Raw genomic sequence first — 17,021 nt, forward strand, 5'->3', positions numbered from 1 at the left:
GTGTTACGCGCGGATGAACCGCGGGACGTCGCCGGGCGGTTCGGGACAGGCTCCGGCGCGGGTCGCGGGGTGGCCGGAACACGGCGGACGGGCACTGCCGGGCGGGCCGGCCCCGGCGATCAGACGGCCTGCGGGGCCTCGGCGGAATCGGACAGTTCGAGGGCCAGCCGGTCGGTGACGCGGAGGACTTCCGCCACTGAGCCGAATTCACGGACGGCATGGTCCACGGTCTTCCGCAGCCTGGTGTTCACGCGTTCCGAACGCACGTGCCGGGCGACTCCGAGCGCCCGTTCGGCGAGCATTGCTGATCGCTCCGGTTCCTCTTTCAGCAGATGAACGGTGGCCATACCGATCAAATTGAGCGCATAGGAGCGCTGGTGTTCCGTGTCCCGACCGAAAAGCTCCACGGCTCGTTCCATCAGAGGTTCGGCCAGCGAGGCGTAGGCCGGGCTGCGGCCGGCCGCGTAGGCGAGATCACGGTACGAGTGGGCGTTCTCGCCGTTCAGTTCCGCCTCGGAGAAGAAACGGATCCAGTCCGGGTCGCCGTCACCCGGAGCCGCCTCGGCGAAGGTCTCCTCGGCCATCCGGACGGCGCGTTTGCACTTGGCGGGCGCTCCCATGTTGGCGTAGGCACGGGCCTCCATCGCATACAGCATGGCCTGGGTCCGCGGGGTGGAGCAGTCCCGGCTGCCGTACTGCGCGAGATGGACCAGCTCCAGCGCGTCGTCCGGCCGGCCCAGATGGATCATCTGCCGGCTCATGTTGGAGAGGATGTAGGAACCCAGGGGCTTGTCCCCCGCCTCCTTGGCGGCGTGCAACGCCAGCACGAAGTACTTCTGCGCGGTGGGCTGGAGACCGATGTCGTAGCTCATCCAGCCCGCCAGTTCGGCGAGTTCGGCCGCGATGCCGAACAGCCTGCGGGCGACCGGCGCCGGGTGCGGTTCGTGCAGCAGATCGGTGACCTCGTGCAGCTGGCCGACGACCGCCTTGCGGCGCAGGCCGCCGCCGCACTGCGCGTCCCACTGCCGGAACATCCTGGTCGCCGTCTCCAGCAGGTCCAGCTCAGGCCCGGACAGCCGGGCCGCCGGCCGCCCGGAGCGGTCCCGCGCCGGCACCGCCGCTTCCTCCGGCCGGCCGGCCGGGGTGGGCACCAGCCAGCGCTGCAGCGGCTCGACGAGGGAGGGGCCCGCGGCCAGGGTCAGGGAGCTGCCGAGGAAACCCCGGCGGGCGAGCATGAGGTCGCTGCGGGAGAACTCGCTGATCAGGGCGACCGTGCGAGGTCCGTTCCAGGGAAGGTCCACCACCGAGTCCGACGGAGAGGGGTGCGCGGTACGCAGCCCGAGATCCTCGGTCGCGACCACGCAGCCGAAACGTTCGGAGAACAGTTCGGAGAGGATCCGCGGAATGGGTTCCCGGGGCTGCTCCCCGTCCAGCCAGCGGCGCACCCGGGAGGTGTCGGTGCTGATGTGGTGGGCGCCCAGCTGCCGGGCCCGGCGGTTCACCTGGCGGGCGAGTTCGCCCTTGGACCAGCCGCTGCGCAGAAACCACGACCCCAGTGGTTCATTGGGGCGCTTGCCGGCCTGCGTGCCGCTGCCACCGGTCTCCAACTGGAATGCCCCCGTTCTGCCGCTGCTGTGCGCGCGCCGATCCCGGGAAGCCGCCCCCTTCCGCCCCTGCACCGGGACGTACCGTCGGCGGACCCGGCGTGCCGGACGGCCGGCCCGGCGGCTGACCTGTCACCGGCATACCCCGGCGCCGGCGGATTCAGACGGCGACGGACACCTGGGGACGGCTCCCGGTCCTCCCCGCACCGGCGGGCGGACAGATGACCGCCCGAACCGGAGAAAACCGATAGAAGTCGAAAGAAACCGTCCATAGCGGCAACCCGCGCCCCACCGGCCCGGCACCGCCCCCACAGGACCGTGCGCACCGAGAGTAATCCTACGATCACCTGTGTGACGAGCTGACACCGGGAAACGCCACCATTCGCCACCCCTTCGGATGAACATTTGCCACCCCCTTCGCGATTCACTTGACACTGGCAATCCGACTGGGAGGGCGGTTGCCGACGGGGGCGCGCACCGGACTGGTCACCACCCGCCGCACACCACCGAGCCGTATACAGCGCCGACCGTCGCGACAGACGGTCATAGGGCACATCCTCTGCGTAACCACTGCTTCGAGCGACCCGTTGGAGAGGGCATGGGCTTCACGATCGGCGGCATCCGGGACCTGCGTCCGGGCACGCGGCGCCGCGGCCGCGCGTCGGAGTGCACGGTGGTGGCGGAGTACACCGGCCTCCACGGATGGGATGTGACCCCCGGGGCTCGGGCCAAGGCCGCCTCCGGAGACACCGCCGGCCGCTGCTCCTGCGGCGCACCGCGCTGCCCGGCCCCGGGGGCCCATCCGCTGCGCCATGCCCGGGCGGTACCGGCCGGCTCGACACTCCGCGAGGTGGCCACCGCGTGGGACGAGGTGCCCGGTGCCGCCGTACTGCTGCCGGTGGGCCGCTCGTTCGACGTCATCGAGGTCGCCGAGCCGGCCGGCCGGCACGCGCTGGTCCGGATGGAGCGGATGGGGCTGCCGCTCGGCCCCGTGGCCGTCACCCCGCACGGCCGCGCCCAGTTCTTCGTGGCGCCCGGCGCCTTCGCCGAACTTCCCGGCCTCCTCTACCGCATGGGCTGGGACGGCGCCCGGCTGGACCTGCGCTGCCTGGCGCCGGGGAGCCACATCACCGCGCCGCCCTCCGATCTCGCGGGGCTCGGTCCCGTCCGCTGGCTGCGGCCGCCGGAGCTCGACACGGCCGCCCATCCGCCGCACGCCCGGCTGCTGCTGGGCACCCTCGCCTACTTCTGTCACCGCTCCGCCGCTCACTGAGCCCTTCCGGGTACGCCCTTCGCGAAGCGGGAACGGGCCGCCCTCCGGCCCGGGAAACGGCGCATTCGCCGTACCCGGGCCGGAGGACGGCCCGTTCCGCCGGTCCGGCTCAGTCCCCGATGAGCGCGTCGACGAAGGCCTCCGGCTCGAAGGGCGCCAGGTCGTCGGCGCCCTCCCCGAGGCCCACCAGCTTCACCGGCACCCCCAGCTCGCGCTGCACGGCGACGACGATGCCGCCCTTGGCCGTGCCGTCGAGCTTGGTCAGCACGATCCCGGTGATGTCCACGACCTCGGAGAAGACCCGGGCCTGCACCAGACCGTTCTGGCCCGTCGTGGCATCGAGGACCAGCAGCACCTCGTCCAGCGGCCCGTGCTTCTCCACGACTCGCTTGACCTTGCCCAGCTCATCCATCAGACCGGCCTTGGTGTGCAGCCGGCCGGCGGTGTCGATGAGGACCACGTCCGCGCCCTCCGCGATGCCCTCCTTCACCGCGTCGAAGGCGACGGACGCCGGGTCCCCGCTCTCGGGTCCGCGGACGGTCCGGGCGCCGACCCGCTCCCCCCAGGTCTGCAGCTGGTCGGCGGCGGCGGCACGGAAGGTGTCGGCCGCGCCGAGCACCACACTGCGCCCGTCCGCGACCAGGACCCGGGCGAGCTTGCCCGTGGTGGTGGTCTTGCCGGTGCCGTTGACGCCGACGACCATCACGACGGCCGGGGTCTCCAGGCCGCCGTCGGTCTTCACGGAACGGTCGGCCTCGGTGCCGATCAGGGTGAGCAGTTCCTCGCGCAGCAGGGCGCGCAGCTCCTCCGGGGTACGGGTGCCGAGCACCTTCACCCGCTCCCGGAGCCGCTCCACGAGCTCCTGGGTGGGGGCGACGCCGACATCGGCGGTGAGCAGGGTGTCCTCGATCTCCTCCCAGGTGTCCTCGTCGAGGTGCTCCCGGGAGAGCAGCGTGAGCAGGCCCTTGCCCAGGGAGTTCTGCGAACGGGAGAGCCGGGCGCGCAGCCGTACGAGCCGGCCGGCGGTCGGGGCCGGCACCTCGACGGGCGGGGCCTCGGGTACGGGAACGGCCACCGGAGCCTCGGCGACGGTGGCACCGGCGCCCGGCAGCCCCACCTCTTCGATGGTCCGGCGCTCTTCGGCGGTGGGGGGCCCGGCCTCCTCACCGACACGCGGTTCGGCGGGCGGGGCCGTAATGGTCGGCGCGCTCGGCGGCGGGGGAGGCAGCCGCTTCTTCCGGCGGCTGGTCACCACCAGACCGGTGATCGCGCCGATCGCGACCAGGGCGATGACTACAGCAAGGATGACGAATTCCATAACTTCCCCAGTATCGGCCACCGTCCCGCCTCCCGTCCCCGCCGGTCGCCGCGCGTCGGCCGTCACCTCTCCCGGACGTGCCGGCGGCCCCCGGCACGGCTCGGAGCGCGAGCCGTGCCGGGGGCCGCCGTGTGCGGAGCGCCGGATGCGGAGGAGGGGAGGAGAGCGCCCGGCGCAGGAACCGTCAGCCCATCTCCTCCAGTGACTTGCCCTTGGTCTCGGGCACCCACTTGAGGACGAACGGGATCGAGAGCACGGCGAAAGCCGTGTAGATCACGTACGCGCCGGAGAGGTTCCAGTCCGACAGACTCGGGAAGCTCACGGTGATCAGCCAGTTGGCGACCCACTGCGCCGAGGCGGCGATGCCGAGCGCCGCGGCACGGATCCGGTTGGGGAACATCTCACCGAGCAGCACCCAGACCACCACACCCCAGGACAGGGCGAAGAACAGCACGAAGGAGTGGGCCGCGACGAGCGCCACCGTGCCCTGCGCGTCCGGCATGGAGATGTCCGCGCCGGTGCCGGTCTTGTACGAGAACGCCCACGCGGCGAGGCCCAGGGAGAGCGCCATGCCGGCGGAGCCCACGAGCAGCAGCGGCTTGCGGCCGAAGCGGTCGACGAAGACCATCGCGATCACAGTGCCGATGATGTTGATGATCGACGTGGTGAACGAGTAGAGGAACGAGCTGGTCGGGTCGATGCCCACGGACTGCCAGAGCGAGGCCGAGTAGTAGAAGATCACGTTAATGCCGACGAGCTGCTGGAAGATGGACAGCCCGATACCGACCCAGACGATCGCCAGCAGCTTGTAGCGGCCGCCCAGCAGGTCCTTGAAGGTGGACTTGCGGTCGGTGCGCATCGCCTCGTTGATCTCGGAGAGACGCAGATCGAGGTCGACGTTCCCGCCCTCCACCTCGCGCAGGACCTTCCGGGCCCGCTCCGTCCTGCCCACGGAGATGAGGAAGCGGGGGGACTCCGGGATCGCGAAGGTCAGCAGTCCGTAGAGGAGGGCGGGAACGACCTCGGCACCGAGCATCCACTGCCAGGCTTCCAGACCGGCGAGGCCGCCTCGCTGATCGCCGTCGGCGAAGGTGAGGATGCCGAAGTTCACGAGCTGCGAGGCGGCGATGCCGATGACGATCGCGGCTTGCTGGAAGGAGCCCAGCCGGCCCCGGTACGCGGGCGGGGCGACCTCGGCGATGTAGGCCGGGCCGATGACCGAGGCCATACCGATGGCCACACCTCCGAGCACCCGCCAGAAGGCGAGGTCCCAGATGGTGAAGGGCAGGGCCGAGCCGATCGCACTGGCCGTGAAGAGCAGGGCGGCTATCTGCATCACGCGGATCCGGCCGACGCGGTCCGCGATCCGGCCGGCGGCCGCGGCGCCGATGGCACAGCCGATCAGAGCGGCCGCGATCACCTGGGCGAGGAGTTCCGAGCCGACGCCGAACCGGTCGCGGATCGCCACGACCGTGCCGTTGATGACGGAGCTGTCGTAACCGAAGAGGAAACCGCCCATCGCGGCGGAGGCCGTGATGAAGATGACATGGCCGATGTGTTCCGGGTGGGCTCTGCGGCCCTCGGCAAGCTGTGTGGTGGACACGTTCTCTCCTGAGCCCGGCGGCGTCCCGGGCGTAGGGGGTCGGGGCCTCCTGTGGTCTGCACCACCGAAGGACACCACTTGAAGGCAGATTGAACTCAGCCGAGACTATGTGTTCAATTCCTGAAGTCAAATGGGTGCCGTTCACCGGCTTCCCCGTCCGCTCGGAGGTCATGCGCGGCCTTCCGGTCACCCGGAGGCCCGCCGTCCGGCGGCGGCCGGCGGGGGTCAGCGCAGCCGCTGGCTGATGACCTTGGAGACCCCGTCGCCCTGCATGGAGACGCCGTAGAGGGCGTCGGCGACCTCCATCGTCCGCTTCTGGTGGGTGATCACGATCAGCTGGGAGCTCTCCTGGAGCTCTTCCATGATCCGGATCAGCCGCTGCAGATTCGTGTCGTCGAGCGCCGCCTCCACCTCGTCCATCACATAGAACGGGCTGGGACGCGCCTTGAAGATGGAGACGAGCATCGCCACCGCGGTCAGCGAGCGTTCACCTCCCGACAGCAGGGAGAGCCGTTTGACCTTCTTGCCGGGCGGCCGGGCCTCGACGTCCACGCCGGTCGTCAGCATGTTCTCCGGATCGGTGAGCAGCAGCCGCCCCTCGCCGCCGGGGAAGAGCCGGGAGAAGACTCCCTCGAACTCGCGGGCGGTGTCACGGAAGGCCTCGGTGAACACCTGCTCGACCCGCTCATCGACTTCCTTCACGACCTGAAGGAGGTCCGCCCGGGTCTTCTTCAGGTCGTCGAGCTGCTCGGTGAGGAATTTGTGCCGCTCCTCCAGCGCCGCGAACTCCTCCAGAGCCAGCGGGTTCACCTTGCCCAGCTGCTGGTACGCCCGCTCGGCCGCCTTCAGCCGCTTCTCCTGGACCGCCCGCACGTAGGGCACCGGCCGGTTGCGCGGGTCCTCCGGATCCTCCGGGAGCGTCTCGCCCTCCGCGGGCGGCGAGGGCGGCACGAGCTGGTCCGGCCCGTACTCAGCGATCAGCACCTCCGGCTCGACCCCGAGCTCCTCCAGCGACCGGGTCTCCAACTGTTCGATCCGCAGCCGCTTCTCGGCACCCAGCACCTCGCCCCGGTGCACGGAGTCGGTCAGCTTGTCCAGTTCGCTCTTGAGGTCCCGGCCCCGGTGGCGTTCCGCGGCCAGATCCGCCTCACGGCCGGCCTTGGCCCGCTCGGCCGCGGCCCGCTCCTCCTCGGCCCGTACGAGCGACACCTCGATGTGCGCCAGCAACTGCCGGGCGCCGTCCGCGACCGCGGCGGCGACCTCCGCCTCGTGCCGCAGCCGGGCCCGCAGCCGCTCCGCCCGGGCCCGCGCCTCCCGCTCGGCGCGCGCCCCCCGGTCCAGCGCGTCCGCCCGCCCCGCGAGCCCCTTGACACGCTCCTCATGGGTACGGACCTGGAGCCGGGCCTCCATCTCGGTCTGCCGGGCGTTGGCGCCGTCGGCGGCCAGCCGGTCCCGGGCGGAGGTGTCGGGCTCCTCCTCGGCCCCGTCCGCGAGCGCCGCCTCCTCGGCCGTGAGCAACCGCTCGGTGAGCTCCTCGGCCTCCTCGGTGGCGCGCCGCAGCGCCTCCTCGGCCCGCTCGACGGCCGCGGAGGCCCGCTCCGCCTCGCCCGCCGCGGCCCGGGCCTGGCCCGCCAGACGGCCCAGCGACTGGGCCACGGTGGACTTCTCCCGGTCGGCGGCACTCCGCCGGGCCGCCCATTCCTCGACGAGGGCCGCACAAGCGGTGCGCCGCTCCCCCGCCCGCCGCTGCTCCCCGGCGAGCTCCTCGCACCGTACGGCCAGCTCGGCCAGCTCCGCCGCCGCCTCGTCCACGGACGCCTGCACCTCCAGCAGGCTGGGCGCGCCGGCGGAGCCGCCCTGGGCGAGGTGGGCGCCGAGCAGATCGCCCTCGGCGGTGACCGCCGTCAGCCCCGGTTCAGCGGCGACCAGGTCCTCCGCGTCCTCCAGGGTGCCGACCACCACGACCCCGCGCAGCAGCCGGCGCACGGCGGGCAGCAGTCCGGGCGGTCCGGTCACGAGACCGGCGGCGTACCGGTGCCCTGCGGGGAGCGCCCCGTCCGCCGGCGGGTCCGGCTCGCTCGCGGCGCCGGCCGGCAGCAGGGCCGCGCGGCCGGCGTCCGTCTTGCGCAGCAGACGCAGCGCGTCCGCCGCCGTCGAGGGGCCGTCGACGGCCACGGCGTCGGCCGCGGCACCCAGCGCCGCGGCCACCGGCACCTCGTATCCGGGTTCGACGGTGAGGAGTTCGGCGGCCGGGCCGAGCAGGCCGGGCAGCCGGTCCACCGCGGCGAGCAGGGCCCCGGTACCGTCCTTGCGGCGCAGCCCCATGGACAGGGCCTCGTGCCGGGCGGCTGTCGCGGCGCGCTTGCGCTCGGCGGCGGTGACGGCCTCCCGCGCGCCGTTCAGCGCGTCCTCGGCGGCGGCCAGTTCACGCTTGGCGTTCTCGTGGCGGCCGGCCAGCTCGGCATCGTCCGCGTCCAGCCCGTCCACCTCGGCCCGGAGCTGTTCGTACTCCTCCTGGGCGGCGGTGGCCCGGCGCAGGGCGTCGTCCCGGGACTCGGCCAGCCGCCCGATCTCCGCCTGGGCGGAAGCCGCCCGGCTCCGCGCCGCGTTGACCTGTCCGTGCAGCCGAGCAAGGCCCTCCCGCCGGTCGGCGATGGCGCGGGCCGCGTCCTTCAGCCGGCGCTCCTCGCGCGCCAGTTCGCGCTCCAGATCGGCCCGGTGGGCGACGGTGTCCTCCAGGGCCCGCTCCGCGGCCTCCAGCGCTGCCTCCAGCTCCGCCTCCTGTTCACGGATCCGGGCCGCCTCCCGCTCCATGTCCTCCGGGTCCCGGCCGCGCCGCTCCTCCGCGGGGGCGGTGGTGGCGCTCTTGACCCGGGCGTCGGCGAGGCTGATGGTGCCGCGTACCCGCTCGGCGAGCTGTGACAGCTCGTACCAGTTCTGCTGGGCCCGCTGCAGCCTGGGCGCCAGGCGCCGTACCTGGTCCTCCAGTTCGGCCTCACGCCGCTGGGCGGCGCGCAGTTCGGCCTCCGCCGCGTCCTTGCGCTGTTTCAGGGCCGCCTCGTCGGCGACCTCGGCGCGCAGCGCCTCGCGCAGGGTGACCAGGTCGTCGGCGAGCAGACGGAGCCGGGCGTCCCGCAGGTCGGCCTGGATGACGGCGGCCCGCCGGGCCACGGCCGCCTGCCGGCCGAGGGGTTTGAGCTGCCGCCGCAGTTCGTCGGTGAGGTCCTGGACCCGCGCGAGGTTGGCCTGCATCGCGTCCAGCTTCCGCAGCGCCTTCTCCTTGCGCTTGCGGTGCTTGAGAACTCCGGCCGCCTCCTCGATGAAGGCCCTGCGCCCCATGGGATCGGCGTGCAGAACGGAGTCCAACTGCCCCTGGCCGACGATCACATGCATTTCGCGGCCGATACCGGAGTCGGACAGCAATTCCTGGATGTCGAGAAGCCGGCAGGTGTCCCCGTTGATCTGGTATTCGCTGCCGCCGTTGCGGAACATGATCCGCGTGATCGTCACCTCGGCGTAGTCGATGGGAAGTGCCCCGTCGGCATTGTCGATGGTGAGGGACACTTCGGCCCGCCCCAGCGGCGGGCGGCCGGTGGTGCCGGCGAAGATCACGTCCTCCATCTTTCCGCCGCGCAGTGATTTCGCGCCCTGTTCACCCATCACCCAGGACAGGGCGTCCACGACATTGGACTTCCCGGAGCCGTTCGGGCCCACCACACAGGTGATGCCCGGCTCGAAACGGAGTGTCGTGGCCGACGCGAAGGATTTGAACCCGCGCAGGGTCAGACTCTTGAGGTGCACGCCGCTGGACTCTACCTTCCGGCGCGCCCGCGTCACCCACTCCCGTGCGCCCCACTTCGCCGTCCCGCGGCGCTCCTTTCGGTTTCACACGGGAGTACGCCGGGCACACCAGGGTGGAGAACACAGCGAACGGACGGAAAAGAAGAAGGGACGCCGAAGCGTCCCTTGCAGATTCTCAACGGTGTCCGGCCGCCGGACCGGCCGGAAGCCCGGCGTCAGGTAAGAGCGGGCTCCGCCTTGGATACATCGAAGCTTTCGAGCAGCGATTCACCGTGATGAGCGGCGGCGGACAGCGCGTCGTTCTCGGCCTGCATCCGTACGATCTCGGATTCCAGGTCCTGAACTCGCTGCTGCAGCCGTCGCATCTCGGCGATGAGTCGCGGGTCGGAACCGCCGACGTAACCGAGAAGCGCCTTTGCCATGATGGATGGTCCTCCACACTGAGTGACCGACCGATGCGGTGTGGGTCGTGAGCTAGTCGCACCCGCGGGGCCTGCCACCACCGTCATTTCTGGTGCTGAACAGGTGGGGTGCGCGGGGATTCCAGAGTCTCACCAAATGGTTTGACGGTCAACACGATCACACCCCGTATCGCCGGGCGTCCCGGGGGCGCGCCGTTACCGACATGCGGCGCTGCTCTCTCCGGAAGACCCGCGGGGAGCGGAGATCATCCTTATGGCCGCAGCCTTGCATGGCGGCGCGTTCTTGGCAACCACCAGGTCATCGCCGTCTCTCACCGTGATCCCCGGCCCTTTTCCGTCAGCGGCCGCGGGATCGCGGGCGGGCGACTCAGCGGATACCGAAGTCCGGATAGCCGCCCCGGAATGTGTCCCATATCTCGGTGACACCGTCGACCCGGCCGGGCGTGTCCCCGGTGCGCAGCCAGTCGAGCAGACGCTCGCAGTGATCTCTGGGCCCTTCGGCGACGATCTGCACCCGGCCGTCGCCGAGATTCGAGGCGAATCCGGTGAGGCGGCCGATCTCCAGGGCCCTGGCCCGGGTGGACCAGCGGAAACCGACACCCTGGACGTGGCCGCGGACCCAGACGGTGAGACGGACGTCTTCCTCCATGGCCGCACGCTAACCCGGCGGATGCCGGGAGGGCACATCCCGTCCCCACACCATGGCGTACAGTCGCCGGTCAACAAGACCTCACTCATACGAGTGAGATGGGTGACGCGTACAGCGGGGGGTGGGTCATGGGCCGCCGGCGACGCAGCGAGTCCGCGGCTCCGGAGCCCGGTCCGGACCGGGTGGCCGCGGCCCCGGACCGGCCGGGGCGGCGGAACCGGGCGCCGGTCCGGACAGGGCTGCTGGGGATGTCGACGGCTGTCGCGGTCGGGGTGGTCGCGGTGACCTCCGGGCTGCTGCCCGGCGGGGGCGCCTATGTCTTCGGCGGCTCCGAGGAGCCGGCCGGGCCCGTGCGGTCCGGCGCTCCGGCGGACCCGGAGCCCGGGTCGGCGGATACCGCGGATCCCGCCGTGCCGGACCGCGCCCCCGCGGAACCGGACACCGGACGCACGCGGGCTCCCGCGGACGGGACCTCTCCCGCGTCGGGCGCGCCGCCGGCCGCGCCCTCTCCCCGGCCGCCCGCCGAGGGCCCCGCCGCTTCCCCTGCGGACGGGGCCGTCCCGTCCCGTGGGGCAGGCGGCGCGCCGGCCGAGGCGGACACCCGGCGGGCCGGCTCCGCGGAGTCCGGCGCGGAGCGTGCGGCCGAGGCCCGGGTGCTCGCCCTGGTGAACCGGGAGCGGCGGCAGGCCGGCTGCTCCCCCGTGGCCGCCGATCCCGCACTGGCCGATCTGGCCCGGGCGTTCAGCCGGGACATGGCCGAGCGGGACTTCTTCGCGAACACCGACCCGGACGGCGCCACCCCCTGGGACCGCGCCGGGAAGCTCGGCATCGGCGCCCTGGGCGGCGAGAACATCGCCCGCGGGCAGGCGACCGCGGAGGCGGTGATGGACGCCTGGATGGAGACCCCCCGCCACCGGGCGAACATCCTCAACTGCGACTACCGCACCCTCGGCGTCGGCGCGCACTTCGGGGACGGCGGCCCCTGGTGGACGCAGGACTTCGGTTACTGAGAGCTTCCGGCCCGGCGCCGGGCCGGCGGGCGCTGGCAGCGCGGGCAGTAGTAGCTGGACCGGTTCATCCACGGACGGCGGCGCATCGGAGTGCCGCAGCGGCGGCACGGCTCGTCCTCACGGCCGTAGGCGTCCAGGGAACGGTCGAAGTAGCCCGACTCGCCGTTCACATTGACGTAGAGGCTGTCGAAGCTGGTGCCGCCGGCCGCGAGCGCCGCGTGCATGACGTCCCGCACGTGGCCGAGGAGTTCGGTGCTCTGGTAGCGGGTGAGGGACGCCGTGGGACGGTCGTAGTGCAGCCGCGCGCGCCACAGCGCCTCGTCGGCGTAGATGTTGCCGACCCCGCTGATCAGGGTCTGGTCCAGCAGCGCCCGTTTGACGGTCGTCCTGCGGCGGCGGAGCGCGGCGTGGAAGGCCGCCTCGTCGAAGGCCGGGTCGAGCGGGTCGCGCGCGATGTGGGCAATGGCGTCCGGCAGCCCTTCCGGATCGCCGGGCACCCAGGAGTGCAGGGAGAGGCCGCCGAAGGTGCGCTGGTCGACGAAGCGCAGTTCGGTGCCGAGGGCGTCGGCGAAACGGACGCGGACCCGCAGATGCGTCTCGTCCGGGGCGCCGGCCGGCTGCACGAGCAACTGGCCGCTCATGCCGAGATGGCCGAGGAGCGAGGTGCCGGCCGCGGGGGCGTCCGGGTCCTGGGCGGGCACGGTCCCCAGCGGCAGCCAGAGGTACTTGCCGCGGCGGTACGCCGGCCCGAACCGGGCACCGCGCAGGCGGGCGGCGAAATCCTCCGCCCCGGGGATGTGGCGGCGCACGGCCCTCGGGTGGCGCACCTCGACGGCGGCCACGGTGCGGCCGCTCACCCAGCGCTCCAGGCCGCGCCGGACCACCTCGACCTCGGGCAGCTCGGGCACGGCTTCTCCTCCTCCGGGCCCGGCCGGTGCGCGCCGCACGCCGCGGGGTGGCGGCGGGTGCGGGCGGGGCGGGCGGTCTGCGGTTACGGTCTGCGGTCTGCGGTCTGCGGTTGGTACGGGCGGGTACGTCACGGGCCCACCGGCGCCTGCCGGTGGGCCCGTGACGTTCACTCCCCGCGGCGGTCGCCGCGCGTGTGCTGCGGGTGGTTCAGCGGGCGGCGCGCTCGGCACCCTCCGCGGTGCCGTCGGCCGGGGCGCCGTCGGCGGTGGCGGCCTCGCCATCCCCTCCCGCGGCGGCACGGGCGCCGGCGACCTCGGACGCCGTCGCCGCGGCCGCGGTCTCGGCGGCCTCCGCGGCCTCGCTGATCGCGCGCCAGGCGGCCTCGGCCGCCTGCTGCTCCGCTTCCTTCTTGCTGCGGCCGGTGCCGGTGCCGTACGCGACACCACCGACGCGGGCAGCAGCCGTGAAGGTCTTCTCGTGATCCGGTCCGGTCTCGCTGACCAGATACTCCGGGACGCCCAGGCCCTCAGTCGCCGTCAGTTCCTGGAGGCTGGTCTTCCAGTCCAGGCCGGCGCCCAGGTTCGAGGACTTCTCGATCAGCGGGTCGAAGAGCCGGTGCACCAGCTCCGCGGCCGCGTCGAGTCCCCGGTCGAGATAGACCGCGCCGATCACCGCTTCCAGGGTGTCGGCGAGGATGGATGCCTTGTCCCGGCCCCCGGTGCCCTCCTCACCCCGGCCGAGCCGGATGAAGGAGCCCAGATCGAGGCCGCGGCTGACCTCCGCCAGCGCGCGCGAGTTGACCACCGCGGCCCGGAGCTTGGCCAACTGGCCCTCCGGCAGGTCCGGATGGATGCGGTACAGCGTGTCGGTGACCACCAGGCCGAGCACGGAGTCCCCGAGGAACTCCAGCCGCTCGTTGGTGGGCAGCCCGCCATTCTCGTACGCGAACGAGCGGTGCGTCAGCGCACGCACCAGAAGGGCGGACTCGAGCCGATAGCCGAGCCGCCCTTCCAGCAGCGTGTGCGACGAGGCCGTGTCCGCCTGAGCCGATTCGCCCCCGCGTTTGCGGGGGGATGCGCCGGCGTCCGACATAGAGCCTCTCACCCGCCGATCAGACCTCGAGGACCTGACGACGGTTGTAGGTCCCGCAGCTGGGGCACGCGATGTGCTGCAGCTTGGGCTCATGGCAGCGCTCGCACGACACCAGGGTGGGGACCGCAGCCTTCCACTGCGACCGGCGGTGGCGCGTGTTGCTGCGCGACATCTTCCGCTTCGGAACAGCCACGGCTACTTCTCCTGCTTCTCGTCGGCGCCCGCTTCGGCGCCGCTCACGTTGTCCTTCCCGCCGCCCTTGACGGTGTCGGCGAGTCCCTGCAGTGCCGCCCAACGGATGTCGACGGCGTCGTGGTGGTGGTCCGGGTCGTCCTCGAGCCGTGCTCCGCACTGGGGGCACAGACCGGGGCAGTCCTCCCGGCACACCGGCTGCAGCGGCAGTGCGAGCACCACCGCGTCCCGCAGCACGGGTTCGAGGTCGATCAAGCCGTCCTCGACGAAGAACGTCTCCTCCTCGGCGTCGTCCTCCGGTTCCGCCTCGTGGCGGGTCCGGCTGTCGGCGTCGGAGTAGGAGAACATTTCCTGGAAATCCGTTTCGAGCTCACGCTCGACCGGCTCCAGACACCTTACGCACTCCCCCGAGAGCGGCGCACGGGCGGTACCGGTGACCAGTACCCCCTCCATGACCGACTCCAGACGGAGATCGAGCTCCACCGTCGCCCCGGCGGGTACCCCGATGACCTCGATGCCGAGGTCCGCGGGTGCTTCGACGGAGCGGGAGAGCCGCTGCATCGCACCGGGACGACGGCCCAGCTCATGTGTGTCGAACACGAGCGGGTTGCGGTGGTCGGGGCGGGCGTTCAGGGCTTCCTGCTTTCCACGGTGGCGGTACGGGCGGCCCGCCGCGGATGTGCGGGCAGCCGGGATCGCGGACGTACGCGACCGAACAGCCAGGATACTGGACGGCTCGCCGCAGACCCAATCGGCTCCGGACGGGCCGCGGGGCGGCGGGCCGGGCGGTGGGCGCGGGGTGGGTCAGCGGCCCTGCTCGTACTGCCGCAGCCGGTCGAGGTCGATCATGCTGGTGTCGAAGAGACTGGTCTCGTCCAGCGCGGTGGGGTCCTGCTGCGGGCGGCCGCCGCTCTGCTGCTGGTACTGCTGCCCGTACGTCTCCTGGCCGCCGTAGCCCTGCTGCTGGTGTCCGTAGGCCGGCTGCGCGTAGGGGTCCTGCTGCGGGTAGCCATAGGCGTCGGCCGGGGCGGGCTGCTGCGGCTGCTCCTGCTGGTAGCCGCCCTGGTAGCCGTACGGGTCCTGCTGGTAGCCGGCGGCGGGGGCGTAGTAGTCGCGCTGGTCCGCGGGCGCGGGCTCCTGCGCGGGCTGCCCGGGCTGTCCGTCCGGCTGCGGGCCCGCCAGGCCCGCCAGGAAGTCGGCGTCGCTGGTCCGCTGGTGGTCGACGCCGTCCTGCGCGGCCATGTGCGCGCCCAGGTCGTCGATCGCCTGCCGGCCCTGGAGCTTCTGCCGGCCCCGGCCGACCGCTTCGAGGGTCTTGGCGAGGACGGCCTCGAAGGCGCCGAACTTGGCGTCGACATAGGCGTCCGCGCGGTCCCGCAGGGTGGCCGGGTCCGCGCTGCGCTCCGGGGCCTCCTCGTCGGCGTAGCCCTGCTCGTCGAGGCCCGGGCCGCGGCCCAGGAGCTTCTCGCGGCCCCGGTCGACGGATCCGAGGGTCTTCGTCAGGACGACCTCGAAGTTGGCGAGCTTGCTGTCGACGTAGTCGTCCGCCTCGGCGCGGATCTCCTCGGCCTCGCGGCGGGCCTCCCCGAGGATGCGGTCGGCCTCGAGCCGCGCCTGCTGTGCGATCTCGGTGCCGGAGATCAGCGAGGCGCGTTCGGCGTGCGCGGACTCGATGACGCGCTCCGCCTCGCGCCGGGCCTCCTCGACCACCTGTTCGCGGCCGCCCAGCACCTCCTGCGCCTGGGCCAGGGAGCCGGGGAGGGCCTCGCGGATCTCCTCCAGCAGGGCGAGCAGTTCGGTGCGGTTGACCACGCAGGACGCCGACATGGGCATGGACCGGGCGCCTCTGACGGTGTCGACGACCTCGTCGAGCTTCTTCTGCACGTCCATGGATGCTCGCAACTCTCTGGACCGGGACGGGTTCACGGATGGGACGACTGTACGTCCATCCGGCCGTCTGCCGACAGCGGCGCAGGCCGCCGGTCCGTCAACGCCTGCCGAGCCGCTCCGTGAGGGCCGTCAGCACGATCGGCGGCACCAGGTGCGAGACGTCGCCGCCCCAGGCCGCGACCTCCTTCACCAGGCTGGAGGAGAGGAAGCTGTAGGTGGGGTTGGTGGGGACGAAGAGCGTCTCGACCCCGGAGAGGCCGTGGTTCATCTGGGCCATCTGGAGCTCGTAGTCGAAGTCGCTGACCGCGCGCAGTCCCTTGACGATCGCGGGGATGTCGCGCTGCTTGCAGAAGTCGACCAGCAGGCCGTGGAAGGACTCGACCTCGACGTTGCCGTACTCGGCGGTGGTCCGGCGGAGCAGGTCCAGCCGCTCGTCGATGGTGAAGACGCCCTGCTTGGACTTGTTGATCATCACGGCCACGTGCACGACGTCGTACAGCTTGGACGCCCGGCCGATGATGTCGAGATGCCCGTTGGTGACGGGGTCGAAGGACCCCGGACAGACGGCACGGCGCAACACAGGTCCCTCACTCTCCGGTCCGGTCATGACTCACTCGCCGACGGAACGTCCGTGCGGACGACCGTGCGTATCGAGGCGGCGCGACCGTACCAAAGGGTTCCCTCTCCATAGCGGCGCGCCCGCAGCGCCTCGAACCCCTCCGGCCAGCCGAACTCCCCGCCCCTGGTGCTCCGTTCCACCGTGACCAGGGCTTCTTCGGCGATCCACCCCCCGGCACCGAGTGTGAGCAGGATCTCCCGGAGATCGTCGTCGGTGACGGCGTAGGGCGGGTCCAGGAAGAGCACGTCGTACGGCTGCTCCGGCGGCGGTCCGGCCGCGATCTGCTCGGCCCGGGCGGCGCGGATCTCCGCCCCCGGCAGACCGACCGCGCGGGCGTTCTCCCGGATCGTGCGCGCGGCCCGCGGGTCGGACTCCACGAGCAGCACATGGGCGGCGCCGCGGGACAGGGCCTCCAGGCCGACGGCGCCGGAACCGCCGTAGAGGTCGAGCACGCGGAGGCCGTCGAGGCCGCCCAGCAGCGACTGCCAGGTGGAGAAGAGCCCTTCGCGCGCCCGGTCGGAGGTGGGGCGGGTGCCGGTGCCCGGGGGTACGGCCAGGCGGCGGCCGCCGGCCGCTCCGGCGATCACGCGGGTCATCGTGGGGCCCTTCGTGGTGGACCGGGGCGGCGGCCGCTGCCGG

Annotated in this window: 15 protein-coding genes; 2 read left to right on the top strand and 13 right to left on the bottom strand. The window is 72.4% G+C overall.

The annotated features are described in order from the left end of the window. Positions 1-119: 119 nt before the first annotated feature. Positions 120-1,607 carry a transcriptional repressor NsdA gene (nsdA, locus tag IF83_RS0114125; RefSeq protein WP_030544510.1) on the bottom strand — a complete coding sequence of 496 codons (1,488 nt, stop codon included), beginning with the start codon at positions 1,605-1,607 and terminating at the stop codon, positions 120-122. A gap of 595 nt (positions 1,608-2,202) precedes the next feature. Between nsdA and IF83_RS0114130 the strand changes: the two genes are divergently transcribed. Next, a complete protein-coding gene (locus IF83_RS0114130) occupies positions 2,203-2,877 on the top strand; it encodes a bifunctional DNA primase/polymerase (protein WP_030544511.1) in 675 nt (224 codons plus the stop codon). A 109-nt stretch (positions 2,878-2,986) separates the two neighbouring features. Here IF83_RS0114130 and ftsY read toward each other — a convergent pair whose 3' ends face one another. The 5 genes from ftsY to IF83_RS0114155 all read right to left on the bottom strand — a co-directional run bounded on the left by ftsY (position 2,987) and on the right by IF83_RS0114155 (position 10,670). Next, a complete protein-coding gene (gene ftsY / locus IF83_RS0114135) occupies positions 2,987-4,195 on the bottom strand; it encodes a signal recognition particle-docking protein FtsY (protein WP_030544512.1) in 1,209 nt (402 codons plus the stop codon). 184 nt (positions 4,196-4,379) lie between these two features. After that, positions 4,380-5,798 (bottom strand): sugar porter family MFS transporter, encoded by a 1,419-nt coding sequence (locus tag IF83_RS0114140; protein WP_030544513.1) that lies wholly within the window; start codon positions 5,796-5,798, stop codon positions 4,380-4,382. Between the two features lie 225 nt (positions 5,799-6,023). Continuing rightward, positions 6,024-9,599, bottom strand: a complete 3,576-nt coding sequence (smc, locus tag IF83_RS0114145; protein ID WP_030544514.1) for a chromosome segregation protein SMC — start codon at positions 9,597-9,599, stop codon at positions 6,024-6,026. A gap of 215 nt (positions 9,600-9,814) precedes the next feature. Continuing rightward, positions 9,815-10,021 carry a hypothetical protein gene (locus IF83_RS0114150; RefSeq protein ID WP_030544515.1) on the bottom strand — a complete coding sequence of 69 codons (207 nt, stop codon included), beginning with the start codon at positions 10,019-10,021 and terminating at the stop codon, positions 9,815-9,817. A gap of 367 nt (positions 10,022-10,388) precedes the next feature. Beyond that, positions 10,389-10,670, bottom strand: coding sequence for an acylphosphatase (locus tag IF83_RS0114155; protein ID WP_030544516.1), 282 nt, complete (start codon positions 10,668-10,670; stop codon positions 10,389-10,391). Between the two features lie 248 nt (positions 10,671-10,918). On the opposite strand from IF83_RS0114155, the gene IF83_RS0114160 reads away from it, so the two are divergent. Next, positions 10,919-11,680 (top strand): CAP domain-containing protein, encoded by a 762-nt coding sequence (locus IF83_RS0114160; RefSeq protein WP_244177065.1) that lies wholly within the window; start codon positions 10,919-10,921, stop codon positions 11,678-11,680. Here the strand turns inward: IF83_RS0114160 and mutM are convergent. The 7 genes from mutM to rsmD form a co-directional block, all read right to left on the bottom strand. Further along, positions 11,674-12,588, bottom strand: a complete 915-nt coding sequence (gene mutM, locus IF83_RS0114165; RefSeq protein ID WP_030544518.1) for a bifunctional DNA-formamidopyrimidine glycosylase/DNA-(apurinic or apyrimidinic site) lyase — start codon at positions 12,586-12,588, stop codon at positions 11,674-11,676. The two genes, IF83_RS0114160 and mutM, sit on opposite strands and share 7 nt — an antisense overlap. A 208-nt stretch (positions 12,589-12,796) precedes the next feature. Continuing rightward, on the bottom strand, positions 12,797-13,681 hold the full coding sequence (gene rnc / locus IF83_RS0114170) for a ribonuclease III (RefSeq protein WP_030544519.1): 885 nt from the start codon (positions 13,679-13,681) through the stop codon (positions 12,797-12,799). A 19-nt stretch (positions 13,682-13,700) separates the two neighbouring features. Next, positions 13,701-13,874 carry a 50S ribosomal protein L32 gene (rpmF, locus tag IF83_RS0114175; protein ID WP_030544520.1) on the bottom strand — a complete coding sequence of 58 codons (174 nt, stop codon included), beginning with the start codon at positions 13,872-13,874 and terminating at the stop codon, positions 13,701-13,703. Between the two features lie 2 nt (positions 13,875-13,876). Further along, positions 13,877-14,506 carry a YceD family protein gene (locus tag IF83_RS0114180; RefSeq protein ID WP_030544521.1) on the bottom strand — a complete coding sequence of 210 codons (630 nt, stop codon included), beginning with the start codon at positions 14,504-14,506 and terminating at the stop codon, positions 13,877-13,879. Between the two features lie 171 nt (positions 14,507-14,677). Continuing rightward, positions 14,678-15,763, bottom strand: a complete 1,086-nt coding sequence (locus IF83_RS0114185; protein ID WP_030544522.1) for an ATP synthase F0 subunit B — start codon at positions 15,761-15,763, stop codon at positions 14,678-14,680. 97 nt (positions 15,764-15,860) lie between these two features. Continuing rightward, positions 15,861-16,370, bottom strand: coding sequence for a pantetheine-phosphate adenylyltransferase (coaD, locus tag IF83_RS0114190; RefSeq protein WP_030544523.1), 510 nt, complete (start codon positions 16,368-16,370; stop codon positions 15,861-15,863). Further along, positions 16,367-16,978, bottom strand: a complete 612-nt coding sequence (rsmD, locus tag IF83_RS0114195; protein ID WP_030544524.1) for a 16S rRNA (guanine(966)-N(2))-methyltransferase RsmD — start codon at positions 16,976-16,978, stop codon at positions 16,367-16,369. Before rsmD ends, coaD begins: the two co-directional genes overlap by 4 nt. Between the last annotated feature and the right edge of the window lie 43 nt (positions 16,979-17,021).

Origin of the sequence: Streptomyces albus subsp. albus (genome assembly GCF_000719865.1) — a bacterium.
Lineage (GTDB): Bacteria > Actinomycetota > Actinomycetes > Streptomycetales > Streptomycetaceae > Streptomyces > Streptomyces albus_E.

Bases quoted from the DNA above. Each gene is read 5' to 3' on its own strand.
- rsmD (WP_030544524.1), bottom strand. From the start codon at position 16,978: ATGACCCGCGTGATCGCCGGAGCGGCCGGCGGCCGCCGCCTGGCCGTA.
- coaD (WP_030544523.1), bottom strand. From the start codon at position 16,370: ATGACCGGACCGGAGAGTGAGGGACCTGTGTTGCGCCGTGCCGTCTGT.
- IF83_RS0114130 (WP_030544511.1), top strand. From the start codon at position 2,203: ATGGGCTTCACGATCGGCGGCATCCGGGACCTGCGTCCGGGCACGCGG.
- IF83_RS0114155 (WP_030544516.1), bottom strand. From the start codon at position 10,670: ATGGAGGAAGACGTCCGTCTCACCGTCTGGGTCCGCGGCCACGTCCAG.
- ftsY (WP_030544512.1), bottom strand. From the start codon at position 4,195: ATGGAATTCGTCATCCTTGCTGTAGTCATCGCCCTGGTCGCGATCGGC.
- IF83_RS0114160 (WP_244177065.1), top strand. From the start codon at position 10,919: ATGTCGACGGCTGTCGCGGTCGGGGTGGTCGCGGTGACCTCCGGGCTG.
- IF83_RS0114150 (WP_030544515.1), bottom strand. From the start codon at position 10,021: ATGGCAAAGGCGCTTCTCGGTTACGTCGGCGGTTCCGACCCGCGACTC.
- IF83_RS0114185 (WP_030544522.1), bottom strand. From the start codon at position 15,763: ATGGACGTGCAGAAGAAGCTCGACGAGGTCGTCGACACCGTCAGAGGC.
- rnc (WP_030544519.1), bottom strand. From the start codon at position 13,681: ATGTCGGACGCCGGCGCATCCCCCCGCAAACGCGGGGGCGAATCGGCT.